Source organism: Micromonospora sp. NPDC023888 (assembly GCF_040639415.1).
Lineage (GTDB): Bacteria > Actinomycetota > Actinomycetes > Mycobacteriales > Micromonosporaceae > Micromonospora.
Genome location: NZ_JBEZZW010000034.1, coordinates 42,452 through 61,303, shown reverse-complemented (window position 1 = coordinate 61,303; position 18,852 = coordinate 42,452). Strand labels below are relative to the sequence as shown.

20 protein-coding genes are annotated in these 18,852 nt (G+C 71.5%); 9 read left to right on the top strand and 11 right to left on the bottom strand.

From position 1 onward, the window contains the following. Nucleotides 1-21: 21 nt before the first annotated feature. The 3 genes from AB0F61_RS26045 to groES all read right to left on the bottom strand — a co-directional run bounded on the left by AB0F61_RS26045 (nucleotide 22) and on the right by groES (nucleotide 3,836). Nucleotides 22-1,686 (bottom strand): molybdopterin-dependent oxidoreductase, encoded by a 1,665-nt coding sequence (locus AB0F61_RS26045; RefSeq protein WP_357814450.1) that lies wholly within the window; start codon nucleotides 1,684-1,686, stop codon nucleotides 22-24. 127 nt (nucleotides 1,687-1,813) lie between these two features. Beyond that, entirely contained in the window at nucleotides 1,814-3,451 is a 1,638-nt protein-coding gene (groL, locus tag AB0F61_RS26040) for a chaperonin GroEL (protein WP_357402942.1), read from the bottom strand. Between the two features lie 70 nt (nucleotides 3,452-3,521). Next, nucleotides 3,522-3,836 (bottom strand): co-chaperone GroES, encoded by a 315-nt coding sequence (groES, locus tag AB0F61_RS26035; protein ID WP_030330046.1) that lies wholly within the window; start codon nucleotides 3,834-3,836, stop codon nucleotides 3,522-3,524. Between the two features lie 259 nt (nucleotides 3,837-4,095). Here groES and AB0F61_RS26030 point away from each other — a divergent pair, with 259 nt between their 5' ends. From AB0F61_RS26030 to AB0F61_RS25995, 8 genes are all read left to right on the top strand, one after another. Next, nucleotides 4,096-5,292 carry a methyltransferase domain-containing protein gene (locus AB0F61_RS26030; RefSeq protein WP_357814447.1) on the top strand — a complete coding sequence of 399 codons (1,197 nt, stop codon included), beginning with the start codon at nucleotides 4,096-4,098 and terminating at the stop codon, nucleotides 5,290-5,292. A gap of 10 nt (nucleotides 5,293-5,302) precedes the next feature. Then, nucleotides 5,303-5,782 (top strand): Cys-tRNA(Pro) deacylase, encoded by a 480-nt coding sequence (gene ybaK / locus AB0F61_RS26025; protein WP_357814443.1) that lies wholly within the window; start codon nucleotides 5,303-5,305, stop codon nucleotides 5,780-5,782. A gap of 181 nt (nucleotides 5,783-5,963) precedes the next feature. After that, nucleotides 5,964-7,055, top strand: coding sequence for a substrate-binding domain-containing protein (locus tag AB0F61_RS26020; protein WP_357814440.1), 1,092 nt, complete (start codon nucleotides 5,964-5,966; stop codon nucleotides 7,053-7,055). Nucleotides 7,056-7,166: 111 nt separating this feature from the next. Then, nucleotides 7,167-7,985 carry an ATP-binding cassette domain-containing protein gene (locus AB0F61_RS26015; protein WP_357814437.1) on the top strand — a complete coding sequence of 273 codons (819 nt, stop codon included), beginning with the start codon at nucleotides 7,167-7,169 and terminating at the stop codon, nucleotides 7,983-7,985. Further along, the gene (locus AB0F61_RS26010; protein ID WP_357814434.1) at nucleotides 7,982-9,244 is read left to right on the top strand and encodes an ABC transporter permease; all 1,263 of its coding nucleotides are present in this window, start codon (nucleotides 7,982-7,984) and stop codon (nucleotides 9,242-9,244) included. The genes AB0F61_RS26015 and AB0F61_RS26010 overlap by 4 nt, the downstream gene beginning before the upstream one ends. Before the next feature lie 22 nt (nucleotides 9,245-9,266). Beyond that, the gene (locus AB0F61_RS26005; protein WP_357814431.1) at nucleotides 9,267-10,448 is read left to right on the top strand and encodes an ROK family protein; all 1,182 of its coding nucleotides are present in this window, start codon (nucleotides 9,267-9,269) and stop codon (nucleotides 10,446-10,448) included. A gap of 19 nt (nucleotides 10,449-10,467) precedes the next feature. Next, entirely contained in the window at nucleotides 10,468-10,764 is a 297-nt protein-coding gene (locus tag AB0F61_RS26000) for a DUF1707 domain-containing protein (RefSeq protein WP_357814427.1), read from the top strand. Between the two features lie 142 nt (nucleotides 10,765-10,906). Continuing rightward, nucleotides 10,907-11,650: a DUF4142 domain-containing protein gene (locus AB0F61_RS25995; RefSeq protein ID WP_357814425.1), complete on the top strand. Its 744-nt coding sequence runs from the start codon at nucleotides 10,907-10,909 to the stop codon at nucleotides 11,648-11,650. A gap of 24 nt (nucleotides 11,651-11,674) precedes the next feature. Here AB0F61_RS25995 and AB0F61_RS25990 read toward each other — a convergent pair whose 3' ends face one another. From AB0F61_RS25990 to tsaB, 4 genes are read right to left on the bottom strand one after another with little or no spacing between them, the layout of a single operon-like run. Beyond that, nucleotides 11,675-11,929 (bottom strand): hypothetical protein, encoded by a 255-nt coding sequence (locus AB0F61_RS25990; protein ID WP_357814422.1) that lies wholly within the window; start codon nucleotides 11,927-11,929, stop codon nucleotides 11,675-11,677. Between the two features lie 14 nt (nucleotides 11,930-11,943). Beyond that, complete coding sequence (tsaD, locus tag AB0F61_RS25985; protein ID WP_357814419.1) at nucleotides 11,944-12,990, bottom strand: tRNA (adenosine(37)-N6)-threonylcarbamoyltransferase complex transferase subunit TsaD; 1,047 nt, start codon at nucleotides 12,988-12,990, stop codon at nucleotides 11,944-11,946. Further along, on the bottom strand, nucleotides 12,983-13,465 hold the full coding sequence (gene rimI / locus AB0F61_RS25980; protein WP_357814416.1) for a ribosomal protein S18-alanine N-acetyltransferase: 483 nt from the start codon (nucleotides 13,463-13,465) through the stop codon (nucleotides 12,983-12,985). The genes tsaD and rimI overlap by 8 nt, the downstream gene beginning before the upstream one ends. Beyond that, nucleotides 13,462-14,139 carry a tRNA (adenosine(37)-N6)-threonylcarbamoyltransferase complex dimerization subunit type 1 TsaB gene (gene tsaB, locus AB0F61_RS25975; RefSeq protein WP_357814414.1) on the bottom strand — a complete coding sequence of 226 codons (678 nt, stop codon included), beginning with the start codon at nucleotides 14,137-14,139 and terminating at the stop codon, nucleotides 13,462-13,464. Before tsaB ends, rimI begins: the two co-directional genes overlap by 4 nt. Nucleotides 14,140-14,575: 436 nt before the next feature. On the opposite strand from tsaB, the gene AB0F61_RS25970 reads away from it, so the two are divergent. Continuing rightward, nucleotides 14,576-15,280, top strand: coding sequence for a helix-turn-helix transcriptional regulator (locus AB0F61_RS25970; RefSeq protein ID WP_357814411.1), 705 nt, complete (start codon nucleotides 14,576-14,578; stop codon nucleotides 15,278-15,280). Nucleotides 15,281-15,322: 42 nt separating this feature from the next. Here AB0F61_RS25970 and AB0F61_RS25965 read toward each other — a convergent pair whose 3' ends face one another. The 4 genes from AB0F61_RS25965 to alr form a co-directional block, all read right to left on the bottom strand. Continuing rightward, complete coding sequence (locus AB0F61_RS25965; protein WP_357814408.1) at nucleotides 15,323-16,024, bottom strand: uracil-DNA glycosylase; 702 nt, start codon at nucleotides 16,022-16,024, stop codon at nucleotides 15,323-15,325. A gap of 65 nt (nucleotides 16,025-16,089) precedes the next feature. Then, a complete protein-coding gene (gene tsaE, locus AB0F61_RS25960) occupies nucleotides 16,090-16,572 on the bottom strand; it encodes a tRNA (adenosine(37)-N6)-threonylcarbamoyltransferase complex ATPase subunit type 1 TsaE (protein ID WP_357814405.1) in 483 nt (160 codons plus the stop codon). Continuing rightward, a complete protein-coding gene (locus AB0F61_RS25955) occupies nucleotides 16,569-17,672 on the bottom strand; it encodes an alpha/beta hydrolase (protein ID WP_357814402.1) in 1,104 nt (367 codons plus the stop codon). Before AB0F61_RS25955 ends, tsaE begins: the two co-directional genes overlap by 4 nt. Next, the gene (gene alr, locus AB0F61_RS25950) at nucleotides 17,669-18,787 is read right to left on the bottom strand and encodes an alanine racemase (RefSeq protein ID WP_357814398.1); all 1,119 of its coding nucleotides are present in this window, start codon (nucleotides 18,785-18,787) and stop codon (nucleotides 17,669-17,671) included. Before alr ends, AB0F61_RS25955 begins: the two co-directional genes overlap by 4 nt. Nucleotides 18,788-18,852: the final 65 nt, after the last annotated feature.

Sequence of the window (18,852 nt, the reverse complement as noted above, 5' to 3'; positions counted from 1 at the left end):
CCGGTTGTCCAGTATCGGGACTCAGCGAACGGTGACGGTGACGGTGTGCCAGCCGGTTGCGCCGTCCGGGACGACGCCCTGCGTACGCTCGGTCTGGGTTTCGCCTGTCGCGTCCGTCGCACGGACCTGGAGTCGGTGCTCGCCCGGCGTGGCGTCCCAACGCCAGGACCACTGCACCCAGGTGTCCACGGACACGGTCGGGGCCAGCTCCGCCTGTTGCCAGTCTCCGCCGTCGACGCGTACCTCGACGCGGCTGATGCCCCGGTGCTGCGCCCAGGCCACACCGGCGACGGTGACCGGCCCGGTGGTCAGCCGGTTACGACTGCGGGGCGCGTCGATCCGCGACTGGGTCTTGATCGGCCCCTGGGCGGACCAGCCGCGCGGCACCCAGTACGCGTCGAAGTCGGCGAACCGGGTCAGCTCCAGCTCGGTCACCCACTTGCAGGCTGACACGTAGCCGTAGAGGCCGGGCACCACCATCCGGACCGGGAAGCCGTGCTCGACCGGCAGTGGCTCGCCGTTCATGCCGACCGCCAACAGCGCGTCCCGCCCGTCGCGCAGTGCGGCGGTGGGGGTGCCGCAGGTCCAGCCGTCGACCGACCGGCCGACGACCTGGTCGGCATCGTCGTCCGGGTCGACCTCGTCCAGCAACTCCCGAAGGGGTACGCCGAGCCAGCGGGCGTTGCCGATCAGGTCCCCGCCCACCTCGTTGGAGACGCAGGCCAGCGTGACGTACCGCTCGACAAGCGGACGGGCCAGCAGATCCGCGTAGCTGTAGGTGCGCTCCGTGCCGACCCGCCCGTGGATACGCAGCCGCCAGGTGTCCGGATCCACCTGGGGAACCACAAGCGCGGTGTCGATCCGGTAGAACGCGAAGTTCGGGGTGACGTACGGCGTGAGTTGTGTCAGGGCGAGGTCCGCGCCGGCCGGCACGGCCGGTGCGGGGGCCGCTGGCGTGGGCAGTCGGATCGCGTCCCGGGCGGCGGACACTCCGCGTCGGCCGGCCAGCCAGCGCCCACCGAGACCGGCCACCACGGCCGTGCCGAGCAGCACCCCGCTCCCGGTGAGGAACCGCCGCCGCGAGTCCGGGTCCACGTCGGCGGGCCCGACCGCCGCCGGCGGGCCGGCGGGAGTCACCGGCACCGGACCCGCCGGGGACGACGGCACCGATTCGCCGGGCGGCACCGGCACCGAGTCGCCTTGCGGCACCGGACCAGCGGTCGGTGTGGGTGGTGACCAGGGCCAGGGGTCCAGCTCGAACGGGCCGGCGATGAACAACCAGAGCACCAGGGCGCCGAGGCCGGCACCGACAAGCGACGGCAGCGCGTCGGCCGCGTCCGCACCGGCGCGGGTCAGAGCGGCGGCCACGCCGATGACGCCGAACGCGGCGATGCCGGCGACGCCGAACGCGAGCCGGCGGACCGCCAGCATGCCGAACAGTGCGGCGAACGCTCCGAGCAGCAGGCCCGTGCCGACCAGCAGTGCGATCTTGTCGGCGGTGCCGAAGAGGTCGATGGCGAACTGCTTCAGCGACTCGGGGACGGCGTCGACGACCACCCCGCCGACCGCGACCAGCGGCGCCGATCGGGGCCCGGTCAGCACTGCCACCGGTTCGGCGATCCCGATCGCGACGGCGGCGGCTGTCACTCCGGCCAGCGCGGCGTACCGCCGCGACGTGGTGCTCATCGGCCCAGTGTGCGCGATCATCCGGCCCGGTAGCGAACAACGTCAGCGTTCGGTAATGACCTGAGCAGACGAGACGGGGCGCACCGTCGTAACGACGGTGCGCCCCGCAACGGGTGTCGCTACCGGGTCAGAAACCCGGGCCGTGCTGGTGGCCGTGGCCGTGGCCGCCGCCGGCGGCGGCCGGCTCGGCCTGCTCCGGCTTCTCCACCACGAGGCTCTCCGTGGTGAGCAGCAGACCGGCGATCGAGGCGGCGTTGGTGACCGCGTTGCGGGTCACCTTCACCGGGTCGATGATGCCGGCCTTGACCAGGTCGACGTACTCGCCCTTGGCGGCGTCGAGGCCGTTGCCCCAGTCCAGGTCGGCGACCTTCTGCGTCACGACGTAACCGTCGTGACCGGCGTTCTGGGCGATCCAGCGCAGCGGCTCGACGAGCGCCTTGCGCACGACCGAGACGCCGACCTTCTCGTCACCGGTGAAGCCCAGGTCGTCGTCGAGCACCGAGAGGATCTGCACCAGGGCGGCGCCGCCGCCGGGCACGGTGCCCTCCTCGACCGCAGCCTTGGTCGCCGCGATGGCGTCCTCGATGCGGTGCTTGCGCTCCTTCATCTCGACCTCGGTCGCCGCGCCGGCCTTGATGACGGCGATGCCACCGGAAAGCTTCGCCAGCCGCTCGGCCAGCTTCTCCCGGTCCCAGTCGGAGTCGGAGGCCTCGATCTCCTTGCGGATCTGGGCCACCCGGTCGGCGACGTCGGCCTTCTGGCCGCCGCCGTCGACGATCGTGGTGTTCTCCTTGTCGACCACGATGCGCCGAGCGGTGCCCAGCACCTCCAGGCCGACCTGGTCGATCTTGTAGCCCAGCTCCGGGGCGACCAGCTCGGCGCCCGTGGAGATCGCGATGTCCTGGAGCATCGCCTTGCGCCGGTCACCGAAGCCCGGGGCCTTGACCGCGCAGACCTTGAGGGTCTTGCGCAGCGAGTTGACCACCAGGGTGGAGAGCGCCTGGCCGTCCACGTCCTCGGCGATGATCAGCAGGGGCTTGCTGTTCTGCAGGACCTTCTCCAGCAGCGGCAGCAGCTCCTCGATCGCCGAGATCTTCTGGGTGGTGACCAGGATGTACGCGTCCTCAAGGACGGACTCCTGGCTCTCCAGGTCGGTGACGAAGTTCGGCGAGATGAAGCCCTTGTCGAACTGGAGACCCTCGGTCACGTCCAGCTCGGTGGTGAGCATGGAGCCTTCCTCGACGGTGATGACACCGTCGCGGCCGACCCGCTCCATCGCCTCGGCGATCAGGTCGCCGATCGTGGCGTCCTGCGCGGAGATCGTCGCCACGTTCGCGATCGACTCCTTGCTGGTGACCTCCGCGGCACGGCCGAGCAGCGCCTCGGAGACCTTGGTGGCCGCCGCGTCGATGCCCCGCTTGAGGCCGGCCGGGTTGGTCCCGGCGGTCACGTTGCGCAGACCCTCGCGAACCATCGCCTGGGCGAGCACGGTCGCGGTGGTGGTGCCGTCACCGGCGACGTCGTTGGTCTTGGTCGCCACCTCCTTGACGAGCTGCGCGCCAAGGTTCTCGTACGGGTTGGTGAGCTCGATCTCCTTGGCGATGGTCACACCATCGTTGGTGATCGTCGGCGCACCGAATTTCTTGTCCAGGACGACGTTGCGCCCGCGCGGGCCGAGGGTGACCTTGACCGCGTCCGCGAGGGCGTTGACACCGTGCTCCAGCAGGTGCCGGGCGTCGTCCGAGAAGCTCAGGATCTTCGCCATTAATGTCCCTTCGAAGCGCCATTGCCCCGGCCCGGCGAGCCGGACCGGGGCAGTGGCACTGATCGGTTGCTTACTTCTCGATGACCGCGAGGACGTCGCGGGCGGAGAGCACCAGGTACTCCTCGCCGGCGTACTTGACCTCGGTGCCGCCGTACTTCGAGTAGAGGACGGTGTCGCCGACCTGGACGTCAACCGGAACCCGGTTGCCGTTGTCGTCGACGCGCCCCGGGCCCACAGCGAGGACAGTGCCCTCCTGCGGCTTCTCCTTGGCGGTGTCGGGGATCACGATGCCCGACGCCGTGGTGGTCTCAGCCTCGTTCGCCTGGACCACGATGCGGTCCTCGAGCGGCTTGATCGCAACCTTGGTCGCGGTAGTCACGGGCATACCCTCCTGGGGTACTGGTTTCGTTGCTGGCCGGCGGGGCCAACCAGCGTCAATCTGCCTCATGCCACCGGGCGGGACCGTCGTCGCGGGTGCCGGTCCGCCTGGCGTGCGCACCCGGGTCGCGAGACCCGGAAGCTGGCACCCTCAGGGTGAGAGTGCTAATCGCAGGTTATTCCGTGGCTAGCACTCCGTCAAGGAGAGTGCCAGCGAGTCGCGCCCCGCCAGCCCGGATTTCCGGGTCCACCCGGACAATGACCGGGTGGATCTCGATCAGCTGGCGGCGCTGCGTACCCCCGAGGGGTCGGCCGCGCTCACGGCGGCGGCCGGGTTGGCCGGCGGTGATCCGCTGGCCGCGGCGTCGGCGCTGCGCGCGGCCGGGGTGCCGCCGACGCTTGCCGCGGCGGCGCTCACCCAGGCCGAGCTGCGTAACCGGGCGGTCGGCAAGTTCGGTCCGGCCGCCGCCGGGATGTTCCTCACCCGCCCCGGGTTGGAGCAGGCCACCCGCCGGGTGGTCGCCGATCGTCGGGCCGCCCGGCTGCACGCGGCCGGCGTCCGCACCCTGGCCGACCTCGGCTGCGGCCTCGGCGCTGACGCGCTGGCCGCCGCCCGCGCCGGCATCCGGGTGTACGGGGTGGAAGCCGACCCGGTGACCGCCGCGATGGCCGCCGCCAACGCCGCGGCGGCCGGGCTGGCCGAGCTGTTCACCGTCGAGTGCGGCGATGCCACCGCGTTCGACGTCTCCCGCGTCGACGGGGTCTTCTGCGACCCGGCCCGCCGCGCCAGCGGCACCGGACGGCGGATCTTCGACCCACGCGCCTACTCCCCACCGTGGGACTTCGTCACCGGGCTGGCCGAGCGGGTGCCGCGCACCGTGGTGAAGGTGGCGCCGGGCCTGGACCACGCGCTGATTCCGCCCGGCGCGGAGGCGGAGTGGGTTGGCGTGGACGGCGACCTGGTCGAGGCCGCGCTGTGGTGTGGCGAGCTGGCGGAGGTGCCCCGCCGCGCCACGCTCTACCGCCAGGAGGGCGTCGAGACCCACCGCCACCAGCTCACCGGCTCGGGTGCCGACGAGGCGCCGGTCGGGTCGCCCCGGCGCTACCTGTACGACCCGGACCCGGCGGTGGTCCGCGCGCACCTCGTCGCCGAACTGGCCGGCGAACTGGACGCCACCCTCGGCGACCCGAGCATCGCCTACCTCTACGCCGACCTGCCGACCCGCACCCCGTACGCGCGCTGCCTGGAGATCACCGACGTGCTGCCGTTCTCGCTCAAGCGCCTGCGGGCGCTGCTGCGGGACCGCCGGGTGGGCCGGGTGGAGATCCTGAAACGGGGTTCCGCGCTCACCCCGGAGCAGCTCCGGCGGGACCTGCGGCTGGCCGGTGATGCCGCGGCGAGCCTGGTGCTCACCCGGGTTGGTGGGGCGCCCACGGTGCTGATCGGCCGTCCGGTCGACTAGCGTCATCGGCGTGGCGGGACCTGGCACTCCGGCGACGGCACTGTTGGTCAAGCACGGTGTCGCGCATCGCACCCACCCGTACCGGGTGGCCCCGGACGCCCCGAACTACGGCGCGCTGGTGGCCGTGGCGCTCGGCGTGGCACCGGAGCGTGTCTTCAAGTCGTTGGTGACCGAGGTCGACGGCGCGCTCACCGTGGCGGTCGTTCCGGTCACCGGCGAGCTGGATCTCAAGGCGCTCGCGGCGGCGGTCGGTGGGAAGCGGGCGGCGCTTGCCGACCGGGCGGTCGCCGAGCGGGCCACCGGGTACGTACGCGGTGGGATCAGCCCGCTCGGGCAGCGTCGGCGGTTGCCCACCGTGGTGGACGAATCCGCGTTGGACCTTCCGACGATCTATGTCTCGGCTGGTCGACGCGGTCTGCAACTCGAACTGGCCGCGGCGGATCTGGTGGCGCTGACCGACGCCCGCACCGCCCCGTTGCAGACCCGCTGACACCTCTCGTTACGTCGACTCCACCGTTGGGATACCCACGGAGTAACAGTCGCGTTGCTGAATTGTTATCGCTCCCAACAAACTTGGCACCTGCGCGGTCTTGTGGAGGCGGTGTGACGCGAAATACGTTGCCGGACACAACAAACACAACGCCTCCCCCACCCCCGAAAGGACCCTGCACATGCGTAAGGGGATCCTCACCATCGCCGCCGTGGGCCTGCTCACGACCGGCGGCTTGACCGCCTGTAGCGACGACTCCGGCGACAAGGCGGCCTCCGCCAAGACTCCCAAGATCGGCGTGATCCTCCCGGACAGCAAGTCCTCCGTCCGCTGGGAGACCGCAGACCGCCGATTCCTGGAAGAGGCGTTCAAGGCCGCCGGCGTCCAGTACGACATTCAGAACGCCCAGAACGACAAGACCGCCTTCCAGACCATCGCCGACCAGATGATCACCGGTGGCGTCACCGCCCTGATGATCGTCAACCTGGACTCCGGCACCGGCAAGGCCGTGCTCGACAAGGCCAAGTCGCAGGGCGTCGCCACCATCGACTACGACCGGCTCACCCTCGGCGGCTCCGCCCAGTACTACGTCAGCTTCGACAACGAGACCGTCGGCAAGCTCCAGGGCGAGGGCCTGACGAAGTGCCTGACCGACAAGGGCGCCAAGAACCCGGTCGTGGCATACCTCAACGGCTCCCCCACCGACAACAACGCCACCCTGTTCAAGGCCGGCTACGACTCGGTGCTCAAGCCGAAGTTCGACGCCAAGGAATACGTCAAGGGCCCTGAGGACGCGGTGCCGGCGTGGGACAACGCGCAGGCCGCGACCATCTTCGAGCAGCAGCTCACCAAGGCCAGCGGCAAGATCGATGGCGTGCTGGCCGCCAACGACGGTCTCGGCAACGCCGCCATCTCGATCCTCAAGAAGAACAAGCTCAACGGCAAGGTGCCGGTGACCGGGCAGGACGCCAGCGTCGAGGGCCTGCAGAACATCCTCGTCGGTGACCAGTGCATGACCGTCTACAAGGCGGTCCGGGAAGAGGCCAAGGCCGCTTCCGACCTGGCAATCGCGCTCGCCAAGGGCGAGAAGAAGGAGACCGGGCAGACGGTGAAGGACCCGGAGGGTGGCCGCGACGTCCCCTCGGTGCTGCTCACCCCGAAGGCCATCTACAAGGAGACGGTCAAGGACGTCATCGCCGACGGCTACGTGACCAAGGAGCAGGTCTGCACCGGGACGTACGCCAAGCTCTGCGCCGAAGCCGGCATCAGCTGACCGACGCCGCAGTACCCGCCGGGACGACACCCACCGCCCGGCACGGGAGTCGACTCCCGTGCCGGGCGGTGCCCGCCGGACGGGCCCCGACCCTCCCTTAAGGAGACCCCCGTGTCCGCGACCCCCCTGCTGGAACTCCGCGGGATCGACAAGAGCTTCGGTCCTGTCCAGGTGCTCCGCGACGTCGCCCTGACCGTCCACCCGGGTGAAGTGACAGCACTTGTCGGCGACAACGGCGCCGGCAAGTCGACCCTGGTGAAATGCATAAGCGGCATCCACCCCACCGACGCCGGCGAGATCCTGTTCAATGGCGAACCGGTGCACATCGGCAGCCCCCGCGACGCTGCCGCGCTCGGCATCGAGGTCGTCTACCAGGACCTCGCGCTCTGCGACAACCTGGACATCGTGCAGAACATGTTCCTCGGCCGGGAGAAGCGCAGCGGCATCGTCCTGGACGAGCCGACCATGGAGCAGCTCGCCGCCGAGACGCTGGCGGGGCTCTCCATCCGCACCGTCACCTCACTGCGTCAACACGTGTCCAGCCTCTCCGGCGGTCAGCGCCAGACCGTGGCCATCGCCAAGGCGGTGCTGTGGAACAGCAAGCTCGTCATCCTGGACGAGCCGACCGCGGCGCTCGGCGTGGCCCAGACCGCCCAGGTGCTCGAGCTGGTCCGCCGCCTCGCCGACAACGGCCTGGCCGTGGTGCTCATCTCGCACAACATGAACGACGTCTTCGCCGTCTCCGACCGCATCGCCGCGCTGTACCTCGGCCAGATGGTCGCCCAGGTGAAGACCACCGACATCACCCACGCCCAGGTGGTCGAGCTGATCACCGCCGGGCGCTCGGGCGGGCTCGGCCTCGCCACCGACCCGGGCAGCAACGGCGACGGCCCGCGGCCGGCCGACTCGATCTCAGGAGGCACCCGATGACCACCACCGCCGTGCGGAAGGACGGCCCCGCGGCCGTCACACCGCCGCCGACCGTCGGGGGCCACGTCCGCAACTACCTGAGCCGGGTACGCGGTGGCGACGTCGGCGCGCTCCCAGCCGTACTGGGCCTGATCGTGCTCTGCACGGTCTTCGCGGTCATGCGGCCCTCGTCGTTCCTGTCGGCCGGCAACTTCGCCAACCTCTTCACCCAGGGCGCGGCGGTCACGCTGATCGCGATGGGCCTGGTCTTCGTGCTGCTGCTCGGCGAGATCGACCTCTCCGCCGGCTTCGCCAGCGGTGTCTGCGCGGCGGTGCTGGCCAATGTGGTCACCGTGCTCGGCTATCCCTGGTGGGTCGCCGTGCTCGCCGCGGTCGGCACCGGTCTGGTCATCGGCACCAGCCTCGGCCTGCTGGTCGCGAAGATCGGCGTTCCGTCCTTCGTGGTCACCCTCGCCGGCTTCCTCGCCTTCCAGGGCATCGTGCTGATGCTCGTCAAGGACGGCACCAACATCTCCGTGCGTGACGATGTGCTGGTCGCCATCGCCAACCGCAACCTGGCCCCCGCCCTGGGCTGGGCGCTGGCCGCCCTCGCGGTCGTCGGCTACGCCGCGGTGCAACTGTTGCGCCACCGCAACCGGGTGGCCCGCGGTCTGATCACCGACCCGATCGCGGTGGTGGCGCTGCGGATCGGCGGGCTCGCCGTCATCCTCGGCGCGGCGGTGTACGTCCTCAACCTGGAGCGCAGCCGCAACGTCCTGGTCGTCTCGCTCAAGGGTGTGCCGATCGTGGTGCCGATCATCGCGGTCCTGCTGATCGTCTGGACCTTCGTGCTCCAACGCACCAGCTACGGCCGGCACATCTACGCCGTGGGCGGCAACCGGGAAGCGGCCCGTCGCGCCGGCATCGGGATCGACCGGATCCGGATCTCGGTCTTCATGATCTGCTCGTCCATGGCCGCCATCGGTGGCATCGTGGCGGCCAGCCGGGCCAACTCCGTCGACCCGAACACCGGGGGCAGTAACGTACTGCTCTACGCGGTCGGCGCGGCGGTGATCGGAGGCACCAGCCTCTTCGGTGGCAAGGGTCGCGTCCTCGACGCCGTGCTCGGCGGCGCGGTGGTCGCGGTCATCGAAAATGGAATGGGCCTGATGGGTTACAGCGCGGGAGTCAAGTACGTGGTAACCGGTGTCGTGCTCATGCTCGCCGCCAGCGTCGACGCTCTCTCCCGCCGCCGCGCGGCAGCCACCGGCACCCGCTGACCGCGCGGGAGGTAGCACCACGATGCGCCCAGGACCGAGCCAGGACGACGTCCGACGGCAGAACCTCGGGGCCCTGCTGCGGCACGTACACGTCCACGGGGCGACGACGCGCGCCGAACTGACCACGACGCTGGGTCTCAACCGCAGCACCATCGGCGCGCTCACCGCCGACCTGTCCGCAGTGGGGCTGGTCAGCGAGGGGGCGCCAAAGGAAACCGGCCGGGCCGGCCGACCGTCACTTGTCGTCCGGCCCGAGTCGGCCCGGGTGTACGCGTACGCGTACTCAGTGGAGGTGGATCGGTTGCGCTCGGCCCGCATCGGGCTGGGTGGCGCGGTCCTGGACCGCCGGGAGCTGGATCGACCACGCGGCCTGCTGGCCGCGGAGGCCGCGCCGCTGCTGGCCGGCGCGCTCAAGGAGATGCAGCAGGCGGTGCCGCCCGACGCGATCTGCGTCGGTGCCGGTGTCGCGGTCTGCGGCATGGTCCGCCGGGACGACGGCCTGGTGCGGCTCGGCCCGACCACCGGCTGGGTGGACGAGCCGATCGGCGCGGCCCTCGCCGCCGAGTTGGGCGTCGAGGTGCCGGTCACGGTGGGCAACGTGGCGGACGTCGCGGCGTTCGCCGAGCACGCACGGGGTGTGGCGGCGGGCTGCGACAACGTCCTCTATCTCTACGGTGACGTCGGCGTGGGCGCCGGCATCATCGCCGGTGGCCGCCGGCTGACCGGCCACGGTGGGTACGGCGGCGAGGTCGGCCACATGAAGGTGGTCCTCGACGGCAAGCCCTGTGAGTGTGGCTCCCGGGGCTGCTGGGAGACCGAGATCGGCGAGCACGGTCTGCTCCGCGCCGCCGGACGCTCGGACGCCCGAGGTCCCGACGCGCTGCTGGCCGTCTTCGACGCCGCCGACCGCGGTGACGCCCGCGCACAGACCGCGGTCCGCCAGGCCGGTGACTGGCTCGGCTTCGGGCTGGCCAACCTGGTGAACGTCTTCAACCCGGAAATGGTCATCTTCGGCGGCACCATGCGCCACCTCTACCTCGCGTCGGCGGCCCAGGTCCGCAGCCGGCTCAACTCCAACGCGCTCGCCGCCTGCCTGGAGCACGTCCGCCTGCGTACGCCGAAGTTGGGCGAGGACGCCGCCCTGATCGGGGCCGCCGAGTTGGCCTTCGAACGGCTCCTCGCCGACCCCCTCGACGTGGGCTGATCCGCGTACGCTGTCCAGCGTGGATGTCGAGCTGCGCGCTTCCGACGACGACCGCAACCGGGTGGTCGCCGAGCTGCACCGGCACACCGCGGCGGGCCGGCTGACCCTCGACGAGTTCTCCGAGCGGGCCGGTGCGGTGTGGACGGCGCGCACCCTCGGTGACCTGGCCGCCCTGACCCGCGACCTGCCGGCCCTGCCCCACCCGACCGTCGACACCGACCCCGTCGGGCACGGGCGTCGGGAGCTGCTGGTGCTCTTCGCCGCCGCCGCGCTCACTCTGCTGCTGCTCGGCGGCTTCCTCGCCGTCACCCGCTGATCCGCGTGACCCGCTGATCCGCGTCGCCCTCCGGTGAACTGATCGCGTGATCAGTCCGTACCAGTGGTCGGACGGGCAGCCGGCAGGACGTGGCTGCCCGGTCCAGACGCGTTTCGGTCCGGACCGAGGAGGCCCCACAGACATGGCACCGCTCAGATCCGCCCATCGCCGACTGGGCAACCGGACCCACCGAGCGGCGATGTTGCTCATCGCGATCGTCGCGGCGGTCGGTGTCCTGCCCGGCGTGGCCGTCGCCGCGCCGGCCGGCGGCGGTCAGCAGCTCAACGCCGCCGACATGACGCTGCTCAACGGGGTCCGGTTGGCCGGGCTGTGGGAGATGCCAGCCGGCCAGATGGCCGCCGAGAAGGGCCAGTCGGCCAAGGTCCGGGAGATCGGCGCCGGCATCGCCAGCGAGCACCAGCGGCTCGACCAGCTCACGGTGGACGCGGCCAACAAGTTGGGCGCGAGCATCCCCAGCGAGCCGACGGCCGAGCAGAAGGGCTGGCTGGCGGAGATGCAGAAGGCCTCCGGCGCCCGCTTCGACCAGATCTTCGTCACCCGGCTCCGGGTCGCCCACGGCAAGATCTTCCCGGTGATCGGCGCGGTCCGGGCCAGCACCCGCGACGCCACCGTCCGCAAGCTCTGCGAGGACGCCAACGCGTTCGTCCAGCACCACATGCAGATGCTGGAGAGCACCGGGCTGGTCCGTTGGCCGGAGCTGCCGCCGGCCGCGCTGCCCGCCCCCGGTCAGGATGGGCTGCTGGCCGCCGCCAAGGCGAACGCCGGCCCACAGGTCGGGGTCAGCAGCACGGTCGTCTGGCTGGTCTTCCTCGCCGCGCTGGGCACCGGCGGAATCGCCACGTACCGGATGTTGCGTCGTAGCTGAACCACCGCTCGTTGGTGGCTCGCGTCAGCGGTCGACCTGGGTGAAGTCCCAGGAGTGCGGGGCGCGGGCCACCAGCAGGGCGGGCGGATCGGGCAACGGGCGCGGGTTGCTGCGCCACTTGGAGATGACCACCACCCGGTGGTCGGTGGAGGAGAAGACCTCGCTGGAGACGTGCAGCGGGTCGTGCTCCAACTGGGGCAGGGCGGTGTCGCACACCCAGGTGATCAAATCGGCGACACCGTACGCCTCGGCGCGCGCCTCCCACATCCGTACGATCATGTCCGCCGCTCCCGTCACACGCTGACCGTGGTCAACGGCAGCGCCGAGTCGGCAGGCAGATCCAGTCGGCTGGGCGCGACCCCGGCGGCGACCAGGTGCGACCCGAGCGCCGCCACCATCGCCCCGTTGTCGGTGCACAGCTTCGGTCGGGGCACCCGGACCTGGATGCCGTACTTCTCGGCCCGCTGCTCGGCCATCGCCCGCAGCCGCGAATTCGCCGCCACTCCCCCACCGATCACCAGAGTGTCGATGCCCTGCGCACGGCAGGCGGCGAGCGCCTTGCTGGTGAGGACGTCACAGACCGCCTCCTGGAAGGACGCGGACACGTCGGCCACCGGCACCGGCTCGCCGGCCCGCTGACGCGCCTCGACCCACCGGGCCACAGCGGTCTTCAGCCCGGAGAACGAGAAGTCGTACCGGTGGGCGGCGAGATCCTTCGCGGCGGTCAGGCCGCGCGGGAAGGCGATCGCGGCGGCGTCACCGGCCCGAGCTTCCCGGTCGATCGGTGGGCCGCCCGGGAACGGCAGCCCGAGCAGCCGGGCGACCTTGTCGAACGCCTCGCCGGCCGCGTCGTCGATGGTGGCGCCCAGCGGGGTGACACCCCGGGCCAGGTCGTCGACGAGCAGCAGGGACGAGTGTCCGCCGGACACCAGCAGCGCGATTGCGGGTTCGGGCAGCGGGCCGTGCTCAAGGGTGTCCACCGCGACGTGGGCGGCAAGATGGTTCACGCCGTACACGGGCTTCTCGGCGGCGAGCGCGTACCCCTTCGCGGCGGCGACGCCGACCAGCAGCGCACCGGCCAACCCTGGCCCGGAGGTGACCGCGATCGCGTCGATGTCGGCCAGGGTGACGCCGGCCTCGGTCAGGGCCCGGTCCATGGTCGGCACGATGGCCTCCAGGTGTGCCCGACTGGCGACCTCGGGCACCACGCCTCCGAACCGGGCGTGCTCCTCGACGCTGGAGGCGAGCGCGTCGGCCAGCAGGGTGTGCCCCCGCACGATGCCGACGCCGGTTTCGTCGCAGGAGGTCTCGATTCCCAGGATCAGTGGTTCGTCAGCCATGGTGGTGTGGTCCGTCCCCGGTCGGCTCGGCGTCGCGCCGCATCACCAGCGCGTCGGTGTTGCTCGGTTGGTAGTAGCCGCGCCGCACCCCGACCGGCTCGAACCCGTACGTCGCGTAGAGCCGCTGGGCCGCGGCGTTGTCCACGGCGACCTCCAACAGGGTGCTGCGGGAGTCACGTCGGGCCGCCTCGGCGAGCAGTTCCTCAAGCAGTGCGCGGCCTACGCCGCGCCGCTGGGCGTCCCGGCGGACGGCGATGTTCTGGACCCACACCTCGCCCGGCGGAACACCGGCGAGCCCGGCGTAACCGAGCACCGCCCCGTCCGCGTCCACGGCGACCCGGTAGTGGTGCCCGTTGGCCAGCTCGTTCCAGAACATGGCCGGCGACCACTGCTCGGCGCCGAAGAGGTCCGCCTCGATCGGTAGCACGTCATCGATGTGCCACCAGCGGAACGGTTCGAGTCGTACCGCGGTCATGGCAGGACCGGTTTGCGGCCGGTCGCCGCCACCGCGTCGGGACGGCGCAGGTAGAGCGGGGTGAGCCGCTCACTTGGGGCACCCGCTCGGATTCGTTCGGCGGCGAGCAGCGCCAGCACGGTGGCGTCCGGGTACCGTGGCTCGACCCGGACGGGCAGGTCCAGGGCCTCGGCGTACCGGTGCGCCCCGTCGCCGACCGCGATCGTCGCGCCCAGCTCCCGGGCCCGCGCGGCGGCGACCGCCGGCGTCGACACCTCAGGGCCGACGATCCGCTCCCCGGCACCGTCGTAGACGGCCCAGTAGAGCTCCTTGCGCCGGGCGTCGCTGGCGGCCAACACCGGCTCACCGGACGCCGCCGGGTAGCCGATACCGTCAAGCGAGCAGACGCCGTAGGTGGGGATGCCAAGCACCTGGCCCATCGTCGCGGCCGTGACCAGGCCGACCCGCAGCCCGGTGAACGGCCCCGGGCCGAGCCCGGCGACAATGGCGGCCAGGTCACGCGGGCGCGCGTCGACATCGGCGAGGACCGCGTCCACCTGGGGCGCGAGCAGTTCGCCGTGCGCGCGGGCGTCGACCGTGCACCGGGACGCCCGCGACGCCACGCCGTCGGCCGAGACCTCCACCAGCGCCGCGGTCACCGCGGGGGTCGAGCTGTCCACCACGAGTACGAGCACGGTAAGCCAGCCTAGCGGCCCCGCCCCGCGCCCCGATCACGCCCCGCCCCACCACGGCCCCCGGTCACGTGCGCTGTCCAGCCCGCCCCGGGTCGAGGCGCACCGCTCTGCCCGACCGACGCCCCGCCCGACCTGCCCCCGCTCGACCTGCCCCGTCGCCCGATCTACCAGGCGGCCCGACCTGCCGCGTCGCCCGACGAACCGCCGCCGACCAACGCACTGCCCGACCTGCCGGGGCCCGACGCGTCGGAGGGCGGCGGGCCACACCGGTATTGAGCGATATACCTGTGAGTCATTTTTATGACTCACAGGTATATCGCTCATCAGGGAACGGCCGGGTCGCCGGAGGCGGGTCGGTGAAGCGGGGCGAAGGCCGTCCAGTCGTGAATCCGCCTCAGCGGTTTCCGCCGCTGCCGACGTGGTCCACCATCCCGAAATGCCATCCACTCGTCTCGTCGGTCTACTCGGCAGTGCCATCCGTCAGCAACGGCAGTCGCGCGAGCTGAGCCAATGCGAGCTGGCCGAGTTGGCCGGAATCAGCCAGGCGACGGTCGCCCGGATCGAAGGCGGCGATCGAGCGCCCAGCATCGCCGTGCTGGAGCGGTTGCTTGCCGCGATGGATGTGCAGTTGGTCGTCGGGGTGGAGCCGCTGGACGCACACCTCGACGCCCGGATCGACGACCTGGCCGCCCGGCCGATCGCCGAGCGGATCGACGAGCTTGGCCTGGACGAGCTACTGGGCCGGCTCACCGACTTCCCGCAGGTGATCACCGGAGGCACCGCAGCGCTGTTGCAGGGCGCGCCGGTGCCGGTCGACGCGCTGGAGATCGCCCTGCGCTGGCAGGACTCCAAACCGTTCACCAGGTGGCTGGAGACGAACTACGGCCAGCGGTGGAACGCCCGCTGGGGTGAGTTCGGCGGCGTGTGGTTGGAGCCCGAGGAGCCGGGCGAGCACCGCTGGTCGACCCGGTACGGCGAGATCAGGGCCACGATGTGCGACGAGCTGCCCGAGACGATCGAGGTGCGCCACGGTGGGCGCAGTTACCAGGTCGTGCCGCTCGTCGAACTGGAGCTGACCGACCCGCGTGCCGGCGAGCTGCTGCGCCGCTACCGGGACCGGCAACTGGCCAACGAAGGCTGAACCAGTGCCGGCCGCGCCGACGACAGCACGCCGGCAGCTTCCTCAGCCGGCGGTGCGCTCCCAGTCGATGGTGGGCAGGCCGGCGTCGGCGAGCGCCTTGTTGGCCGCGCTGAACGGACGGCTGCCGAGGAAGCCGCGCGGGTTCATCGGGCTGGGGTGGCCGGCCTCCAGCACCACGTGCTGCGGGTTGGTGACAAGCGCCGCCTTCTTGCGGGCGTAGCCACCCCAGAGCAGGAAGACCACCCGGTCCGGCAACGCGTCAAGTGCCCTGATTGTCGCGTCGGTGAACTCCTCCCAGCCGGAGTTGGCGTGCGAGCCCGGGGTGGCCTGGCGGACGGTCAGCACCGCGTTGAGCAGCAGCACACCCTGGGCGGCCCAACCGTCGAGGTTGCCGCTGCGCGGCTTGGCGACGCCGACGTCCTCGCCCAACTCCTTGAAGACGTTGCGCAACGACGGCGGCACCGTCACACCGTCACGGACGCTGAAACTCAACCCGTGTGCCTGCCCCGCCCGGTGGTAAGGGTCCTGCCCGAGGATCAGCACCCGGGTGCCCTGCGGCGGGCAGAGCCGGTATGCCGAGAACAGATCCTCAAGCGGCGGGAAGACGGTCTGCGTCGCGTATTCCCGAGAGACGAACTCGGCCAACGCGGCGGTGCGGGCCGGGTCGAGGTGCGGGGTGAGCACGGCACGCCACGGCTCCGGCAGCAGGGCCAGCAGGTCAAGGGCGGGGGCATCGTCGGGCATCAGGAACCTCTCACAGCGCGGGTCGGTCCCCCGCACTCTAGGCATCCGGTACGACAGCGGCCGGCCTAACCCAGGTCGGCGAGCCGCCGGGCCCAGTCGCCACCGATCGGGTCCAGCTCGACGATCCGGGTGTCGTCGTCGCGGCGGTCGATGCGGACCCGTAGGTGCGCGTCGACCAACTGCTCCACCAGGCCCTCGCCCCACTCCACCACCGTCACCGAATCGTCGACCGAGGCGTCGAGGTCCAGGTCGTCGATCTCGGCGCGCGGGTCGGTGGCGGCACCCAACCGGTACGCGTCGGCGTGCACCAGAGCGACCCGGCCGCCCCGGGCCGGATCAGGCCGATGCACCCGGGCGATCACGAAGGTCGGCGAGGTGATGTCGCCGACCACACCGAGCCCGGCGCCGACGCCCTGCGTGAGCGCGGTCTTACCGGCGCCCAGCGGACCGGTCAACAGCACCAGGTCACCGGCCCGCAGCAGCCCGGCCAGGCGCCGGCCGAACTCCCGGGTGTCCTCGACGGTCGGCAGTTTGACGACGTAACTCACCGTTCCTCCGGCTTTCCAAGTGATTCGAGGAACCGCGCGAGCGCGGCGTTGACCTCGTCAGCGTGCTCCAACATCACCACGTGACCGCTGTCCTTGATCTTGATGAACTCGGCGTGCGGCAACCGCCGGACGATCTCCTCGGAGTGCGTCACCGGCGTGATCATGTCCTTGTCGCCGACCACCACCAGCACCGGCGTCGCGGCCAACGCCGCGAGCGCCGGGAAGCGCGAGTGGGTGGCCAGGGTCCGCAGGTAGCGGGTCACCGTGTCGGCCGACGTCCGGGAGTTCATCGTCTCCACGTAGGACACGAGCGCCGGGCTGGGCTTGCGGGTGCCGAAACCGTACTTGCGGGTCAGCAGCCAGGCCACGTTCGACGTCGACTTGCGGGCCTTGTCGATCACCGGCCCGCCGTACCGGGTGGCATTGCTGACCATGTACAGCACCGGACCGCCGACCCGGCCGAGCAGCGCGGGCGCGACAAGCTTGGTTTCCGCGACGAGCCCGCCCGACGTGGCCATCAGGACGGTACCCACCACCCGGTCGCCGAACAGCTCTGGAAACAACTCGGCGAACGCCATGATGGTCATGCCGCCCATCGAGTGGCCGACGAGCACCAGTGGCCCGTCCGGGGCGGTCCGGTCGATCACCCGGCGCAGCGTCCGGCCGAGCACGGTGAGGTCGTACTCCCCGGTCTCCAGCCGGCCGGACCGACCGTGACCGGGCTGGTCGTACGCGACGATCCGGTAGTCACCGCGAGCCGCGAGCATCTGGCGCTGGAAGTGGAACGTCCCCATGTCCAGGCAGAAGCCGTGCACGAGCACCACCGTGGGGCGCCCCGGCACCGGCCTGGTCGGTTCGACCACCTCGACGTGGATGTCCGTGCCGTCCGGCAACTCCAGGCGGAACGCCTCGTCGTACCGCTGCTCGCCGAACATCTCGTGCGCGTAGCGGTCGGCCGGGTCGGCCTTGAGCCGGCGGACCAGGGTGCGCTCGGTCGCGACCCCAGCCGCCAGACCCGCTGCGGCCACCCCCACCGCGGCGCCGACGATCCCCGCGACCCGGCCGACCGCGGTCCGCGGACGCGGAATGCGGTAGCTCACGGCCGCTCGCCGTCGTAGACCCGAGGCACCCGGGTGCTGCCGAACCGGGTCACGATCTCGTAGTTGATCGTGCCGACCGCCTCGGCCCAGTCGTCGGCGGTCGGCTCGCCGTCCGCGCCGGTGCCGAAGAGTGTCGCCACGTCGCCGTCCGCCACCGGGTCGTCGCCGCAGTCGAGCACGAACTGGTCCATGCAGACCCGCCCCGAGATCGTCCGCCGTACGCCGCCGAGCTGCACCGGCCCGGTGTTGGAGGCGTGCCGGGGGACCCCGTCGGCGTACCCGAGCGGGACCACTGCCAGGTTCGCCTCGGCTTCGGTGGTGTAGGTGTGCCCGTAGGAGACCCCGGTGCCGGCGGGAACCCGCTTGGTGAGCATCACCCGGGCGCGTGCGGTCATCGCGGGGCGCAACCCGTACGTCTCGCCGGCCACCGGGGAGAGCCCGTAGATGGACAGGCCGGGACGGACCAGGTCGAAGTGGGTATCCGGGCGGGTCAGGGTGGCCGCCGAGTTGGCGAGGTGTCGCCAGCGCGGTCGCAGCCCGGCCCGCTCGACCATGTCCAGCCCCTCGTGGAAGACGGCCACCTGCCGGTCGGTGGTGGGGTGGCCGGGCAGGTCCGCGTACACGAAGTGGCTCCACACGCCGACCACCTCGACCAGGCCGTCGGCCTGGGCCTTCGCGGCGGCGGCCAGCAGCGCCGGCCAGTCGGCGACTGTCGCCCCGCCGCGGGACAACCCGGTGTCGATCTTCAGGTGCAGGCGGGCGGGACGCCCGGCGAGGCGGCTCGCCTCGATCATCTCGTCCAGTTGCGGCAGGCTGGCGGCGCCCAGGTCCACCCCGGCGCTGACCCCCTCGTGCAACGGCACGCCCGGCGCGAGCAGCCAGGCCAGCACCGGCACGGTCACCCCGGCCCGCCGCAGGGTGAGCGCTTCGTCGAGGGTGCAGACACCGAGCCAGTCCGCCCCGGCGTCGAGCGCCGCGCGGGCGGCCGGAAGCATCCCGTGGCCGTACCCGTCGGCCTTCACCACGGCCATCAACTCGGCGTTGGTGCCGGAGCGGAGCTGGCTCACGTTCTCGCGGATCGCGTCAAGATCGACGCGTACCTCGGCCTGCCACATGCGCCCAGCCTACTTTCCACGGAGATCAGCGCGGGCGGCGACGCACGTCCCGGGCGGTCGATCCG